General features: G+C 62.3%; 12 protein-coding genes and 1 pseudogene. 2 read left to right on the top strand and 11 right to left on the bottom strand.

Annotated features, from left to right (window positions below; genetic code table 11):
* Nucleotides 1-23: 23 nt before the first annotated feature.
* The 9 genes from K9B32_RS08050 to K9B32_RS08010 form a co-directional block, all read right to left on the bottom strand.
* Nucleotides 24-1,655 (bottom strand): ABC transporter ATP-binding protein, encoded by a 1,632-nt coding sequence (locus K9B32_RS08050; RefSeq protein WP_224561424.1) that lies wholly within the window; start codon nucleotides 1,653-1,655, stop codon nucleotides 24-26.
* The gene (locus tag K9B32_RS08045; RefSeq protein WP_224561423.1) at nucleotides 1,648-2,475 is read right to left on the bottom strand and encodes an ABC transporter permease; all 828 of its coding nucleotides are present in this window, start codon (nucleotides 2,473-2,475) and stop codon (nucleotides 1,648-1,650) included. Before K9B32_RS08045 ends, K9B32_RS08050 begins: the two co-directional genes overlap by 8 nt.
* Nucleotides 2,472-3,479 carry an ABC transporter permease gene (locus tag K9B32_RS08040; protein ID WP_224561422.1) on the bottom strand — a complete coding sequence of 336 codons (1,008 nt, stop codon included), beginning with the start codon at nucleotides 3,477-3,479 and terminating at the stop codon, nucleotides 2,472-2,474. Before K9B32_RS08040 ends, K9B32_RS08045 begins: the two co-directional genes overlap by 4 nt.
* A gap of 95 nt (nucleotides 3,480-3,574) precedes the next feature.
* Nucleotides 3,575-5,164: an ABC transporter substrate-binding protein gene (locus K9B32_RS08035; protein WP_224561421.1), complete on the bottom strand. Its 1,590-nt coding sequence runs from the start codon at nucleotides 5,162-5,164 to the stop codon at nucleotides 3,575-3,577.
* Nucleotides 5,165-5,282: 118 nt separating this feature from the next.
* Complete coding sequence (locus tag K9B32_RS08030; protein ID WP_224561420.1) at nucleotides 5,283-6,065, bottom strand: carnitinyl-CoA dehydratase; 783 nt, start codon at nucleotides 6,063-6,065, stop codon at nucleotides 5,283-5,285.
* Between the two features lie 6 nt (nucleotides 6,066-6,071).
* Nucleotides 6,072-8,126 (bottom strand): acetate--CoA ligase family protein, encoded by a 2,055-nt coding sequence (locus tag K9B32_RS08025; RefSeq protein ID WP_224561419.1) that lies wholly within the window; start codon nucleotides 8,124-8,126, stop codon nucleotides 6,072-6,074.
* Between the two features lie 4 nt (nucleotides 8,127-8,130).
* The gene (locus tag K9B32_RS08020; protein WP_224561418.1) at nucleotides 8,131-9,291 is read right to left on the bottom strand and encodes an acyl-CoA dehydrogenase family protein; all 1,161 of its coding nucleotides are present in this window, start codon (nucleotides 9,289-9,291) and stop codon (nucleotides 8,131-8,133) included.
* 10 nt (nucleotides 9,292-9,301) lie between these two features.
* Nucleotides 9,302-10,792: a carnitine 3-dehydrogenase gene (locus K9B32_RS08015; RefSeq protein ID WP_224561417.1), complete on the bottom strand. Its 1,491-nt coding sequence runs from the start codon at nucleotides 10,790-10,792 to the stop codon at nucleotides 9,302-9,304.
* A gap of 7 nt (nucleotides 10,793-10,799) precedes the next feature.
* Nucleotides 10,800-11,702 (bottom strand): 3-keto-5-aminohexanoate cleavage protein, encoded by a 903-nt coding sequence (locus K9B32_RS08010; protein ID WP_224561416.1) that lies wholly within the window; start codon nucleotides 11,700-11,702, stop codon nucleotides 10,800-10,802.
* A gap of 99 nt (nucleotides 11,703-11,801) precedes the next feature.
* On the opposite strand from K9B32_RS08010, the gene K9B32_RS08005 reads away from it, so the two are divergent.
* Nucleotides 11,802-12,794: a GlxA family transcriptional regulator gene (locus tag K9B32_RS08005; RefSeq protein WP_224561415.1), complete on the top strand. Its 993-nt coding sequence runs from the start codon at nucleotides 11,802-11,804 to the stop codon at nucleotides 12,792-12,794.
* Here K9B32_RS08005 and K9B32_RS08000 read toward each other — a convergent pair.
* Complete coding sequence (locus tag K9B32_RS08000; protein WP_224561414.1) at nucleotides 12,775-13,644, bottom strand: LysR substrate-binding domain-containing protein; 870 nt, start codon at nucleotides 13,642-13,644, stop codon at nucleotides 12,775-12,777. The genes K9B32_RS08005 and K9B32_RS08000 overlap by 20 nt on opposite strands.
* 111 nt (nucleotides 13,645-13,755) lie before the next feature.
* Between K9B32_RS08000 and K9B32_RS07995 the strand changes: the two genes are divergently transcribed.
* Nucleotides 13,756-14,661 (top strand): DMT family transporter, encoded by a 906-nt coding sequence (locus K9B32_RS07995; protein ID WP_224561413.1) that lies wholly within the window; start codon nucleotides 13,756-13,758, stop codon nucleotides 14,659-14,661.
* A gap of 140 nt (nucleotides 14,662-14,801) precedes the next feature.
* On the opposite strand, the pseudogene purU reads toward K9B32_RS07995, so the two are convergent.
* Nucleotides 14,802-14,909, bottom strand: a pseudogene (gene purU / locus K9B32_RS07990) (formyltetrahydrofolate deformylase); the annotation flags it as partial.
* Nucleotides 14,910-15,000 lie beyond the last annotated feature (91 nt).

The following is a 15,000-nucleotide window of genomic DNA, read 5'->3' as shown; positions in this document are numbered from 1 at the left end:
AGAGAGGCTTTCGCCTCGCCAAGTCAGTGGCCGGCGCTTTCCATGCGTCGCGTGGCAAGCACACGTTCCAGCCAGCCGATCTCCATTTCCGGCACGGATTTCAAGAGCAGATCCGTGTAGTCGTCAAAGGGCGGCGACAGCGCCGTCGATTTCGGGCCGAACCGCACCAGCTTGCCGCGATGCATCACCGCCACACTGTCGGCGATCGCCCGGACGATCGCGATGTCATGGGTGATGAAGACGTAGGAGAGCTGCTCTTCCTCCTGCAGGCGCAAGAGCAGCTTGAGGATGCCCTCGGCCACCAGAGGATCGAGTGCCGAGGTCGGCTCGTCGCAAAGGATGAGTTCGGGCCTGGCGGCAAGGGCTCTTGCGATCGCTACGCGCTGTTTCTGGCCGCCTGACAGCTCGGCCGGGTAACGGTCGATGAAACCCTTGCCCATTTCGATCTGGTCGAGCAGTTCCTTCACCCGGGCAGTCTTTGCGCCCCCTCTCAGGCCATAGTAGAAGGTCAGCGGGCGGCCGATGATGTCGCGGACCGTCTGGCGCGGGTTCATCGCCGTATCCGCCATCTGGTAGATCAGCTGTATGCGCCTCAGGTCGTCGTTTGGCCGGCTCTTGAGGCGGAGCGCAAGCGGCTTTCCATCGAAGACGATACGTCCGCTGCTCGGGGGCAGGAGGCCGGTGATGACGCGCGCCAGGGTCGACTTGCCCGAACCGGATTCGCCCACGACGGCAAGCGTCTGCCCTTTCGGCACATGCAGCGAGACATCGTGGAGCACCTTGAAGCCGTTGGAATATTCGGCGCTCACATTCTCCACCTTGAGAAGCCCGACGGACTGATCGGCGGCTTCCTCACGGTAGGCTTGCCTGACATTGACGAGGGCACGGGTATAGTCTTGCTGCGGCGTCTTGATGATCTGCTGGACGCTGCCATATTCCACCTGCTTGCCATGGCGCAGGACCATGATGTCGTCCGAGATCTGGGCGACGACTGCAAGATCGTGGGTGATATAGAGAGCGGCCGTGTGCGTTTCCTCGATGGCGTGCTTGATCGCCGCCAAAACGTCGATCTGCGTGGTGACGTCAAGAGCCGTGGTCGGCTCGTCGAAGACAATGAGTTCGGGGTTGGAGCAGAGCGCCATCGCCGTCATCGCGCGCTGCAACTGGCCACCGGAGACTTGGTGGGCAAAGCGCTCGCCGAAGGTCTCCGGATTGGGCAGACCCAAGACGCGGAACAGATAAAGCGCACGCTTGCGCGCCTCCTCCCTGGTCATCAGACCATGCTTGATCGAAGCTTCGATCACCTGATCGCCGAGCCTGTGCGCCGGATTGAAGGCGGCAGCCGCTGATTGCGCGACGTAGCAGACCCGCGCGCCGCGAATTTTTCGGATGCCGTTCTTGCCGAGCGCCAGGATATCGGTGCCGTCGAGCCGCACCTCGCCGCCGGTGATTTCTGCGCCGCCCCGGCCATAGGCGAGCGCGGAGAGACCGATCGTCGACTTGCCGGCGCCCGATTCCCCGATCAGGCCGAGGACCTTGCCCTTTAGGAGATCGAAGGAAACTCCGTCGACGATCGTCACCCGCCTTGGCGGTTCGCCCGGCGGGTAGCTGGTCGCTTCGATCTTCAGATTGCGGACGGAAAGAAGCTCAGGCATCGCCGCGCCCTCCCTTGAGGCTGGATGTGCGTTTCAGGAGCCAGTCGACGACGAGGTTGACGCAGACAGCCAGCACGGCGATCGCCGTGCCCGGTACCAGTGCGGCGGAAATGCCGAAGATAATGCCGTCCTTGTTGTCCTTGACCATGCCGCCCCAATCGGCCGCAGGCGGCTGAATGCCGAGGCCGAGGAAGGAAAGCGTTGACAGGAACAGGATCGAGAAGGCAAAGCGCAGCCCGAACTCGGCAAGCAGCGGCGACAGGGTGTTCGGCAGGATTTCGCGGAAGATGATCCAGAGCTTGCCTTCACCGCGCAGTTTGGCCGCCTCGACGAATTCCATCACCGCGACGTCGAGCGCCACGGCACGGCCGAGACGGTAGACGCGGGTGGAATCGAGGATCGCCATGACGAGGATCAGGACGATGATGTTTTGCGGCAGGACGGCCAGAACCACGAGCGCGAAGATCAGCGTCGGGATCGACATCATCAGATCGTTGAAGCGCGAAAAGATCGTGTCGATTAGGCCGCGTGAAACGGCGGCGGTGAAGCTCAAGATGACGCCGAGCGAAAAGGAGATGAGGGTGGCGGCGGACGAGACGAGCAGCGTCGTGCGCGCGCCGTAAATGAGACGCGAAAGGATGTCGCGGCCGAGATTGTCGAGGCCGAAGACATATTGATCATCGGGCAGCTGCCAGACGTCACCGACGACCTGGGTCTCGCCATAGGGAGCGATCCAGGGCGCGAAGGCCGCAAAGATGAAGGCGATTGCGATACCGCTGATGCCGATCCAGGCGGTGATGGGGATGTCTCTCAATCTCATCGCGGATGCCTCAGCCGGGGGTTGGCGATGATCGCGAGGATATCGGCCGTCATGTTGAGGAAGATGTAGACGGCCGCAAAGATCAGGCCGCAGGCCTGCACGACGGGCATGTCGCGCACGGTGACCGCATCGACCATATATTGCCCCATGCCGGGATAGACGAAGACGACTTCGACAACGACGACGCCGACCACGAGATAGGCAAGGTTCAATGCGACGACGTTGATGATCGGCGCGAGCGCATTGGGAGCAGCGTGCTTGACGATCGAGCGGAAGGCACCGAGGCCTTTCAGCTCCGCCGTCTCCATATAGGCCGACGACATGACGGAGAGGATCGCCGCCCGCGTCATGCGCATCATGTGCGCGAGAACGACGAGCACCAGGGTCGCCGTCGGCAGCGCGATCGCCTTCAGCCGCTCGACGAAACCCATGCTGTCGTAAACGGTCGCCGGAAAGGTGGCGATGCCGAACTTCACGGCGAAGAAGAGGATCAGCAGGTAGCCGATGAAGAATTCCGGCAGGGAGATCGCCGCAAGCGAGATCACGTTGATGATCTTATCCGGCAGGCGGTTGCGGAAGTGTACCGACAGCATGCCGAGGCCGACGGCGAGCGGCACGGAGATGACCGCTGCGAACCCCGCCAGGAAGAGCGAATTGCCGAGGCGCTTGCCGATCTGCTCGCTCACCGAATTCTTGCTGGCCCAGGACGTGCCGAAGTCACCTTGGACGGCGTTGCCGAGCCACTCGACGTAGCGCGTCGTTACCGGACGGTTCAACCCTAGGTCCTGGCGAATATTGGCAACGGCCTGCGGCGTCGCCGACTGGCCGAGATAGGTGGTTGCAAAATCGCCGGGCAGGGCTTCCAGCCCCCCGAAGATCAGGATGGAAACGGCAAAAAGCAGGACGATGCTGAGCACGAAGCGCTCGAGGATGAGGGCAAGCAGCGGAAAACGCTGCCGGAACCTGAGGCCGGGCAGGATATTGCTTGGGGCCGGATTGGTCATGGCGAGGACCTCGCGCTAAAACGTCGGGAGGACCGCGGGTTTCATCCCACGGTCCCGGCTTCGTTGGAGATCGGAGGGGCGTGCGCCCCTTGCCATCAGGCGTCCAGCCAAACGCGGGTCGCGACGTAGCCGTTCGACATGTCGTTGCCGATATCGTGGACATACCCCTTCACCTGCTTGGTGGAGGCGTTCACGAAGTCGTTGAACATCGGCAGGATCAGCCCGCCTTCGTCGCGCACCATCATTGCCATGGTGCGGTACATGTCCTTGCGCTTGGCTTCATCAAGTTCGGAGCGAGCCTGCAGCAAGAGCTTGTCGAAGTCAGGACGCTTGAAACGGGTGTCGTTCCAGTCCGCCGTCGAGAGATAGGCGGTGGAATACATCTGGTCCTGCGTCGGCCGGCCGCCCCAGTAGGAGGTCGAGAAGGGCTGGACGTTCCACACGTTGGTCCAGTAGCCGTCACCCGGCTCGCGCTTGACCTCGATCTCGATCCCGGCCTTCTTGCAGCTTTCCTGATAGAGGACGGCCGCATCGACAGCGCCGGGGAAGGCGACTTCGGAAGTGCGTAGAAGGACCGAGCCGCTATGGCCTGATTTCTTGTAGTGGAAGGCGGCCTTGTCGGGGTCGTAGGCGCGTTGCTCGATGCCCTCGGGGAACAGCGCATAGGTGGTGTTGATCGGGAAATCATTGCCGACCTTTCCGTAGCCGCCGAGGATCTTCTGCACCATGGTCTCGCGGTCCATGGCGTATTTGAGTGCCAGGCGCAGGTCGTTATTGTCGAAAGGCGCCTTGTCGCAGTGCATGATGAAGACATAATGGCCGCGGCCAGCGGTCGAGAGTATCTCGACGTTGGGCGCGCGTTTCAGCAGGTTGACGGTCTTCGGGTCGACGCGGTTGATATAGTGCACCTGGCCGGACGACAGTGCCGCGATGCGGGCGGTGGCGTCGTTCATGCCGATGATCTCGATCGAATCGACATAGCCGCGGTCGGTGCGCCAGTCGTCCTTGTTTTTCTCGAAGGTGGCACGCACGCCGGGCTCGAAGCTCGTCAGCTTGTAGGGACCGGTGCCGATCGAGGCCAGCGGATCGTCGACGCCGCCATTCGGCTGGATGACCAGATGATAATCGGACAACAGCAGCGGCATGTCGGCGTTGCCTTCGCTGAGTGTCAGGACGAGATTGCCGCCATCGGCCTTGACCTCCTTGATCGAGCCGAGGACACCGAGTGCGCCGGATTCCGACTTCGCATCGGTATGGCGCTTGAGCGTCGCAACGACGTCGTCGATCGTCAGTTCCTTGCCATTGTGGAACTTGACGCCCTTGCGGATCTTGAAGGTCCAGGTCACTGCATCCTTCGACGGTTCCCAGGATTCGGCGAGCGCCGGCACGGCAGCCCCCGTCAGCGGATCGGATTCAACGAGCATGTCTCCCCAGCAGCGGCCGACGCAAAACATGAACTGCGACAGGAATTTCGCCGGATCCTTGGAATCGGTGGCCGCGCCACCTTCAAGGCCGAGCTTCAGGTGGCCGCCGCGCTTGGGTTCGGCGGCCTTGGCACTTTCGGTAAACAGGTTGTCGGCGACGGCAAGTGTGATGCCCGCCGCCATGGCGCGTCCCATGAATTCACGGCGGCTGAGCCCGCCCGCGGTGACACGGCCTGCGAGATATTTGGTGTAATCGTTCATTCCCCAGTTCCTTCTTTATGGTGCGTTGACAGAACTTCCGGGCAGATCCGCAGGCGGTTTCCTCTCCGCCCCCGGTGCCCGCATCATGCGGGAAAATGCTGCGGTTGCCGCCGCCTCGTCACTGTCCTTTCCAAATGGGGTTTCGCTTCTCGGTGAAGGCGAGCGCGCCTTCCAATTGGTCTTCGCTCGCATAGAGCCTGTCGACCGTCGCAAACTGCCGCTTGGTGATCTTGTTCATGGCGGTCTGGAACGGCAAACCCTCTGCTTCGCGCACGATTTCCTTGATGGCGGCATAGACGAGCGGCGGCCCGCTTTCGAGCAGTCGGGCAAGCTCCCATGCCCTCTCCATGAGCCGCTCGGCCGGCAAGACCTCGTTGACGAAACCCCAGCGATGCGCCTCGTGAACGTCGAGCCAGCGGCCCGTCAAGAGCATGTCCATGGCGATGTGGTAAGGGATGCGCTTCGGCAGCTTGATCGACGCTGCATCGGCAACCGTACCCGAGCGGATTTCCGGCAGGGCGAAGGTCGCATGTTCGGTGGCAATGATCAGGTCGGCCGAGAGCGCGATCTCCAGCCCCCCACCGCAACAGATGCCGTTGACCGCACAGATGACAGGCTTGTTGAGGTCGCGCAATTCCTGCAGCCCGCCAAAGCCGCCCACACCGTAGTCTCCGTCGACCGCATCACCGGCGGCGGCCGCCTTCAGGTCCCATCCGGCACAGAAAAACTTTTCGCCCGCGCCCGACACGATGGCGACGCGCAATGCCGGATCGTCGCGGAAATCTCGAAAGATCAACCCCATGGCACGGCTGGTCGCAAGGTCGATGGCGTTCGCCTTCGGCCGGTCGATGACGACTTCGAGCACTCCGCCGTCATTTCGTGTGCGAATGTGGTCGTTCAACCTATGCTACCTCCTCCGCCGTATCAGGGCATCAACTGCGGCAACGCCGCGCCCTTCGGGAAGAACCATCAATGGATTAATGTCGAGTTCCTCAAGGTGTGTCGCGTTCATTACGACATAATCTGCTGCTGCTGCGACAGCAGCGACCGCGGCTTCGAGATCGCCTTTTGGCCGCCCGCGATAGCCAGAGATCAATTTTGCGAGTTTGAGCCCGGAAATCGCTGCGTGAATGTCCTTTTTCGTCGCCGGAAGCGGCAAGATGACGGAATCTTCAAGCAATTCAACGAAGATTCCGCCCGCACCGACGGTAAGCGACAATCCGAAAACAGGGTCGCGGATGGCGCCGACAATGAGCTCGGCGATCGGCGGATCGATCATCTTCTCGACGAGATAACCGGCATTCGGCGGCATGGCCGTTCCCGCGTTCGATACCGCCTCAATATTGTTGAGGTTGAGTGCGACGGCCCCCGCCTCGGTCTTGTGCGCAATGCCGAGACCCTTCAACACGACCGGGAAACCGAGCCGTTCAGCCAGCTCAGCGGCTTCACCGGGAGAAGAGGCCGACAGCCCCTCGGGAACCGGAAGTCCGAAGGCGGCGAGTTCGGACTTCGCATCGGCCTCCGTCAGCGTCTCGATCTCTCCGGCTACCAAGGCCACATCGAGCAACGGCAGGGGAAGTGGCGCTTTCCAGGCCCGCCCTATGCCGGCTGCGACTTCCGCAGCGGCGATCGTTTCGTCGATGCCGCAGAAGGCAACGATGCCGTTTGCCATCAGCCGTTCGGCTATCGGCTCCGGCATGTTTTCCGGAAGGGTCGCGAGAAGACCGGCAAGCGCACCGGTTGTGGCGGCGGCCGTTATGACCGCCTCAACGGTCATCGCCCATTCGGACGCATCGCAGCGGTCACCACGCGGGAAGTCGAGGACGACGAGATTGAGGGCATATCCACCTTCGAACATGGCGCTGAAGGCTTCGGTCTGGCGTGCGAAATCGCCCCACACAAAGGTATGATAATCGAGCGGATTGGAAAGCGTCACCATCTCGCCCAAGACCCGCCGCAGCCGTGGCAATTGCTGCGGCCGCAACGCAGAGAATTCCACGGCGCGGCCGACGGCGGCATCTGCCATCAGCGAAGCTTCGCCTCCCGAACAGCTCATCGACGAGATCGAATGGCCTGCGAGAGGGCCGGCGACATGCAGCAGCTTCAAGGTTTCCAAGAGCGCCGACAAGCTCTGGACGCGGCCGAGGCCGAGGCGGGCGAGCACGGCATTCGCGACGGCATCACTGCCGGAAAGCGAGGCGGTATGCGACACGGCCGCACGCTTTGCCTGCTCGGACCTGCCGACCTTGAGCACGACGACCGGCTTGCTTGAATGGCGGGCGATGGCGGCCAGGCGTTCGAGTGCAGCGAGATCGCCGAAGCCTTCGACATGAAGGCCGACCGCTGTGACACGCGGATCGTCGATCAGCGCACAGGCAACATCGCAAAGCGATGTCTGCGCCTGGTTGCCGGCAGTGACCACATAGGCGATGGGCACGCCACGGGTCTGCATGGTGAGGTTGATGGCGATATTGGAGGACTGCGTGAGGATCGCGACGCCGCGTGCCATACGCCGCATGCCGTGCTGATCGGGCCATAGCAGCGCGCCGTCGAGACCGTTGATGAGGCCGTAGCAGTTTGGCCCGAGGATCGGCATGTCGCCGGCTGCTTCCAGCAGGGCCTGCTGCAGCTCGGCGCCGTCGCTGAGTTCCGCCGTCGCCTCGCTGAAGCCCGATGCGTAACAGACCGCCCCGCCAGCGCCGGCCCGCGAAAGGCTGCGCACAATCTCGACGGTCAGCATCCTGTTGACGCCGACGAAGGCAGCGTCGGGTGCCGAAGGCAGATCGGATACCGAGCGATAGCAGGGCCGCCCGAGCACCTCGCCAAGCTTGGGATGGACGGGCCAGATCTCGCCGGCAAAACCCATGCGGTCGCACTGCTCGATCACCCTGCGCGCCTCGCGGCCGCCGAAAACGGCGATCGTTTGCGGTCTGAGAAGGCGGTCGAGCGGGCCAGGCGTCATCGGCTCACGCTCCTAAAGGTCTAAGCAGGTCGCGGCTGATGATGTGCCGCTGGATTTCTGAGGTGCCGTCCCAGATACGCTCGACGCGCGCATCGCGCCAGAAGCGCGCAAGCGGCAGATCGTCCATCAGGCCCATGCCGCCGAAGATCTGGATTGCCTCATCCGTCACGCGACCCAGCATCTCGGAGGCATAGAGTTTGGCCGAGGCGATCTGGCGGTCTGCGGAAAGGCCGGCGTCGAGCCGCCAGGCGGCTGAAAGCGTCAGCCACTCGGCTGCGTCGATTTCGGTGATCATGTCGGCAAGCTTGAAGGAAACACCCTGATTGGCGCCGATCGGCTTGCCAAACTGCTTGCGCTCGGCGGCGTAGGACAGGGCCATGTCGAACACGCGTCGTGCCCGGCCGACGCAGGTGGCGGCAACCGTCAGCCGCGTGCCGTAAAGCCATTGATTGGCGATATCGAAGCCGCGATGCACTTCGCCGAGCACCTGGCTTGCGGGAATCCGGCAATCTTCGAAGCTCAGCGTGCAGTTGTGGTAGCCGCGATGCGAAACCGAATCATAGCCCTTGAGGATTTCAAACCCGGGCGTGCCGCGATCCACCAAGAAGGCAGTGATCTTCTTCTTTATGCCTTTTGGCGTGTCCTCCTCGCCCGTCGCGGCAAAGACGATCACGAAATCGGCGACGTCGGCATGCGAGATGAAATGTTTCGTGCCGTTCAGGACGAAATCGTCGCCGTTGCGGCGGGCGGCGCATTTCATGCCGCGCATATCGGACCCGGCGTCCGGCTCGGTGATGGCAAGAGCGTCGATCTTCTCGCCGCGTACCGCTGGCAGGAGATAACGCTCACGCTGCTCGCCCTGGCAGGCCATCAAGATGCCGCAGGGCCGGCCGAAGAAAACCGTCAGCCCCAGCGAGCCGCGTCCGAGCTCCCGCTCGACCAGCGTGAAGGTGGCATGGTCAAGGCCGGCGCCACCGACCTCCTCGGGGAAATTGCAGGCGTAAAAGCCGAGATCGATGCATTTGCGCTGGATCTCGCGTCCGAGCTCCGGCGGGACGATACCGGTGCGCTCGACCTCGTTCTCATGCGGATAGATTTCGGATTCGACGAAGGCGCGGACCGTCTCGACGATCATTTCCTGTTCTTCGCTCAGTCCGAAATTCATGCCGATCCTCCTACCGTTTCTGGCCGACGTGACGGCCGACGCCTTCAGGCACCGTCAACGTCGCGTGCGCTTGCGCAATCACCTTCGCCTTGTCGTACACAGCGGCCGGTGCAGGGATAGCCTTGCCTGCCTTGCTGTCGACATGCAGCAACATGTGCTCGGCCGTGGCGAGAGCCTCGCCCGTAGCCGTGCCGTAAAGGGTGTGGAAGACATGCAGCCGTTTGTCGTCGACAGACAGGATCTGGCAGGTCGAATGGATCGCCTGGCCGAGCTTTGCCTCGCCAAGATGGCGGATGTGGGTTTCCACTGTGTAGTAGCTCTGTCCCGCCTCGACATAGGCGAGATCGACGCCGATCAGGTGCAACAGCGCATCGGAGGTGTCGCCAAAAACCTGCAGGTAGCGGTGTTCGGTCATGTGGCCGTTATAGTCGACCCAGGCAGGGCTGACTTTCGTCTCGACGAGCCTCAGCGGCTTCGACGGGTCAAAAGACACGGCTGCCCCGCCGCCTTGCGTCCAGAGCGATTGCTCGAAGTCCTTCAGCAGCTTGCCGGCGCCCCAGCCCTTGCCGCCGTGCCCACCCTTGAGGGCTTGCAGGATGCCGACGAGATTTTCGTCGCGGATGCGTTCGAGCTCGCGGATCGACAGGCCAGCCGCCTGTTCGTCGGATTGCCGGCCGATCTTTTCGATGAGAGCCTCGTCGAGATCGACGACATCGGTGAGCTTGGTCCAGGGCCAGGCGAGGCAGGGACCGAACTGGGCGAGGAAATGGCGCATCCCGGCCTCGCCGCCGGCGATGCGGTAGGTCTGGAACAGGCCCATCTGCGCCCAGCGCAGGCCGAAGGAATAGCGGATGACGTCATCGAGGGTCTCGACGGTGCAGATATCGTCATGGATGAGCCATAGGGCCTCGCGCCACAGCGCTTCGAGCAGCCGGTCGCCGACGAAGGCCTCGATTTCCTTGGCGATGTGGACGCCCTTCATGCCGATCGGCGGCAGGCTGTCCATCGCCGCCTGGATGGTCGCCGCCGAAGTCCTCTCGCCGCCGACGATTTCGACGAGTGGCAGCAGATAGACGGGGTTGTAGGGATGGGCGACGAAGAGGCGTTCGGGATACCTCATGTCGCGCTGCAGATCGCTCGGCAGCAGGCCCGACGTGGAAGAGCCGATCAGAGCGTTGGGGCGCGCAGCGGCATCGATCTCAGTCAGGACGCCGCGCTTGAGGTCAAGCCTTTCCGGCACGCTTTCCTGAATCCAGTCGGCGTCGGCGACAGCTTCCTCCAATGTCTTGCAGAAGTTGAGCCTGCCGCGCGGCGGCAAGGGTGCCCCGGTCAGCATGGCATAGGCTTTTTCGGCATTGGCGATTACTTCGCCGACGATGCGGCCCGCTTCCGGATGCGGGTCGAACACGTTCACGTCGATGCCGGCCAGCAGGAACCGTGCGATCCATCCGCCGCCGATGACGCCGCCACCGATACAAGCCGCCTTGTTGATCCCTGCCATCCCGTCCTCAGCGCTTCGTCAGTTTGAGTTTCTTGCGGACGTCGTCCGGACCGATGATCCGCGCACCCATGCCTTCGACGACCTGCACGGCCTTTTCGACAAGCTGCGCATTGGTGGCGAGCTGGCCCTTGCCGACAAAGAGATTGTCCTCGAGCCCGACGCGCACATTGCCGCCCGCCAGCACGGCCGCCGCCGGATAGGCCATGGCGTTGCGGCCGATCGAAAAGGCCGAAAAGGTCCAGCTCTGCGGTACGTTATTGACCATCGCCATGAACGTATTGAGATCATCGGGCGCGCCCCAAGGAATTCCCATGCACAGCTGGATCAGTACCGGATCTTCGATCAGGCCTTCCTCGGCAAGCTGCCTAGCAAACCAGAGATGACCAGTGTCGAAGGCCTCGATCTCGGGCCGCACGCCGAGATCCGTCATCTTCTTGGCCATGGCCCGCAGCATGGCCGGCGTGTTGGTCATGACATAGTCGCCGAGGTTGAAATTCATCGTGCCGCAGTCGAGCGTGCAGATTTCCGGCAGGCATTCGGCGACATGGCTGACGCGCTCCGTGGCGCCCGCCATATCAGTGCCTTTGGAATTGAGGGGAAGGGGGGCTTCGACATCGCCGAAAATCAGGTCCCCGCCCATACCGGCGGTGAGATTGAGGACGACGTCGATATCCGCCGAGCGGATGCGGTCGGTGACCTCCTTGTAAAGGTCGTTGCGGCGGCTGGCCGCACCCGTTTCCGGATCGCGGACGTGGCAGTGAACGACCGCAGCACCAGCCTTGGCCGCGTCGATGGCGGATTCGGCGATCTGCTTGGGAGTGATCGGCACGTGACTGGATCTGGAAACCGTATCGCCGGCGCCGGTAACAGCGCAGGTGATGAAAACATCGCGGTTCATCGCAAGAGGCATATTGTCGTTCTCCCCGTCTTGTCCGCATTACGCGGCAGGATGAAGGGAGATGCTTTGCAATTTCGGAAGCTATCGATACATTATCAGAATTAAAGGGAGGTGGCTTTGCTGCAGCGATCGACGGAACGGCTCGATATTGACCTTCTTGTCCTGCCGGATACGAACCTGATCCTGATCGCGTCGGTCATCGAGCCGCTGCGCGGCGCCAACCGCATTTCCGGCAGCGAGCTCTATCGCTGGCGGCTCCTGACGCCAGACGGTGCGCCGGTCCCGACTACCAGCCGTATCGCCGTGCCCGCCCAAGGGGCCTTCCGGGCGACGAGCGAGGATGTGCCGCTTTTCGTGCTTGCCAGTTACAATTGGCGTGGAAGCGCGTCGCCGGCGCTCAAGATGCAGCTCTCCCAGGCTGCCCGCTACCGCAAAGTGATTGCCGGCATCGAGTCCGGCACATGGCTGCTGGCCGAGGCAAGCCTGCTCGACGGACTGCCGGCGACCGTCCACTGGGAGGACTACGAAGATTTTGCGCTGGCCTATCCGCAGGTGAGGGCCGTGAAGGATCGTTTCGTCATCGACGGCAAGCGGCTGACGACATCAGGTTCGCTTCCGACCGTAGACCTGATGCTGGAGGTGATCAGGCAACGGCAGGGTTATTCGCTGGCACTCGAGGTCAGCCGGCTGTTCCGTTACGAGCAGCCTTCCTTCCATGCCGACGAACAGCTTTCCGCAGCCTCGGCAGGGCTGCGCATGCATGATCCCCGCGTGGCACAGGCAGTGCGGCTGATGGAGGAGCATATCGAGCAGCCTCTCATTCTGGCGCGGTTGGCCCGCAAGGTGGGCATCAGCGCCCGGCATCTGCAGGATCTTTTCCAGCAGAACATCGGCGCGCCGCCGCATGTGCACTATCTCGCCCTGCGCTTGAATGCGGCGCGCCGCAAGGTAATTGAGACGACAGCCTCCTTCGCCGATATCGCCGCGGCGACCGGTTTCAACTCGGCCTCTGCCTTTGCGAGAAGCTATCGGACGAGTTTTTCCGAGAGCCCATCCGAGACCCGGCGCCGATTGCGCCGCCGTATCACGTCATCGCCGACATAGGCTGGAACGCGTCCCGTACCATTTCGGCCAGTTCCCGGACGGCCTCGCTGGAGCGAAAAGTGCTCCGGCGCAGCACGACTTTGGAGGAATCGACCGGCGGGAAACCGTCTTCGGCGGTCAGTTCCCGGCAGCCGGGCGGAATGTTGCTGCGGGAAAGCGTGGTGACGGCGAGGCCAGCCGTCACGGCGTTTTTCAACCCCGAGCCGGTATCGGCGATGAATGCGATCCGGTAGTTGCGGCCCAGCTGCTCCAGCGATCGCAGCGCAAAATCGCGCGACCAGGTGGAGTTGCGATAGGTTGCAACAGGCAGGGGATCTATGTCATGCAGCCGGTGGACCATGGATGTGACCCAGACGGTCGGATCGATGCAGAGGACCTCGCCTTTCGTCTGGTCGCTCCAGTCGAAAACGACGGCCAGATCGAGCTCGTCGCGCTCCAGGGCGGCAATGTTGCGGACCGTATAGTCGCAGGACACGGTGACCTCGACGGCCGGGTGGCGTACGGCGAAAGCCGCAAGTGCCGCCGGCAGCACCGTCTGGCTGTATTCCTCGGGAATTCCGATGCGCACCGGCCCATCCAGCGGTTTGCTGCGGATCGTCGCGGCGGCCTCGCTCAACAGGTCAATGATCCTGCGGGCATAAGGCACAAGCTGTATGCCCTGGCGCGTCAGCAGGACGCCGCGAGCGCCCCGTTCAAACAGAGTTTCGCCGATCGTCTCCTCTAGCCTCTTGATCTGGGTGCTGACGGCCGACTGTGTCCGCCCAATGCGCTGGGCAGCCGCGGAGAAATTGGACGTCTCGGCGACGACCAAAAAAGTTCTGAGTAAGTCGCTTTCGATTGGCTCGCGCATGGGTAGTCATAGAAAAAATCGATGATAGCTATCTCAACTATTCGTTTGTCTAATGTCAACTCCTGGCGCAAAAAAGAACGGCGTTCGACTTCCTTCTTTGAGAATATCTGCGTGACCATTGAAAATCCGGCCAGAGGCCTCGCAGGCAGCGAGCATGGGAAGGGTGTGCTTCTCATCGTTGCCGCGACGCTTGCCTGGAGCGCGAGCGGTGTCTATTCGCGGCTCCTGACCACCGACGTATGGACAGCGATCGCCTGGCGGTCGTTGTTCGGCGGACTGTTCCTGCTGATCCCCTGTCTTTTCCTCGAAGGGGGTATCTCACGGCGGCAATGGCGTTCCGTCTTCCATCCGCCCGGTCTTGCCATGATCGCATGCCAGACTTTCAGTCAGGGATGCTTCATCGGGGCGCTTTACATGACCACCGTCGCCAATGTGACGATGATCTATGCGACGACGCCCTTCATCGCAGCCCTGCTCGGCTGGCTCATCCTCAAGGAGAGGGTTGCCAGACGGACGCTGATTGCCGGCGGCATCTCGTTCTTCGGCGTCGCGGTCATCGTCGCCTCGTCGATTGGCGGCGGCACGGGTTGGGGCGATCTGCTGGCGCTCGGCATGACTGCGTCCTTCGCGCTCGTCATCGTCATTCCTCGCATCGATCCCGACGTGCCGAGCCTGCCGCCAACCGTCGTCAGCGCTTTCCTGACCCTCGTCATTTTTGCTCCGTTCGGTTCAGTGGGCTCGCTCGATCTGCACAACTGGATCGTTCTTGCCGCCTTCGGCGCGACCAATTTCTCTCTCGCACTGGTGCTCTTCCTTGCCGGGGCAAAGCGGATGGCGCCGGCGGAAGCGGCGCTCATCGGCACGATCGAAATCGTGCTCACCCCCTTCTGGGTCTGGCTGCTGTTTTCCGAACAGCCGCCCGTCGCCACCTATTTCGGCGGCGCGATCATTCTTGGCGCCGTGTTCTGGCACACGACAATCGACGTCAATTTCAGCCGGCGGCCTGAAACAGGATAATGGCCGAACAGCCGCCCATTTTCAGGCAGGCGGCCATCAAATCTGTCGGGACGGTCGGCAAGCCATCGCTTCTGCTCTCAACAGGGTTGAGTAGCGACGTGAAGGTCGTCGTAATGTTGTGATGCCTGTAGGCTTTTAGCCATCCGCTCCGATGCGTAGCTTCCTGGGTCCGGCAGGAACACGACGCTACGATTGCCGTTCAAGAAGACGCGGTGATGGATGTGCGCATGGACTTTACGCGCAAGCACGAAGGTGCTGGTAATGAAGCGACAAGCCAGCCGGCGAGCAGGCCTGTTGCGCGCAACCGTTGTTGCCTGCAAAACACCCAGCTTTGAGCCG

The organism is Rhizobium sp. 3T7 (genome assembly GCF_020166565.1).
In the GTDB taxonomy this organism is placed as follows: domain Bacteria; phylum Pseudomonadota; class Alphaproteobacteria; order Rhizobiales; family Rhizobiaceae; genus Rhizobium.
Note: the sequence above shows the minus strand (reverse complement) of the source record. Positions and strands in the feature narration are given on the sequence as shown.

Bases quoted from the DNA above. Each gene is read 5' to 3' on its own strand.
- K9B32_RS08040 (WP_224561422.1), bottom strand. From the start codon at position 3,479: ATGACCAATCCGGCCCCAAGCAATATCCTGCCCGGCCTCAGGTTCCGG.
- K9B32_RS08045 (WP_224561423.1), bottom strand. From the start codon at position 2,475: ATGAGATTGAGAGACATCCCCATCACCGCCTGGATCGGCATCAGCGGT.
- K9B32_RS08035 (WP_224561421.1), bottom strand. From the start codon at position 5,164: ATGAACGATTACACCAAATATCTCGCAGGCCGTGTCACCGCGGGCGGG.
- K9B32_RS08050 (WP_224561424.1), bottom strand. From the start codon at position 1,655: ATGCCTGAGCTTCTTTCCGTCCGCAATCTGAAGATCGAAGCGACCAGC.
- K9B32_RS08025 (WP_224561419.1), bottom strand. From the start codon at position 8,126: ATGACGCCTGGCCCGCTCGACCGCCTTCTCAGACCGCAAACGATCGCC.
- K9B32_RS08020 (WP_224561418.1), bottom strand. From the start codon at position 9,291: ATGAATTTCGGACTGAGCGAAGAACAGGAAATGATCGTCGAGACGGTC.
- K9B32_RS08000 (WP_224561414.1), bottom strand. From the start codon at position 13,644: ATGCGCGAGCCAATCGAAAGCGACTTACTCAGAACTTTTTTGGTCGTC.
- K9B32_RS08010 (WP_224561416.1), bottom strand. From the start codon at position 11,702: ATGCCTCTTGCGATGAACCGCGATGTTTTCATCACCTGCGCTGTTACC.
- K9B32_RS08015 (WP_224561417.1), bottom strand. From the start codon at position 10,792: ATGGCAGGGATCAACAAGGCGGCTTGTATCGGTGGCGGCGTCATCGGC.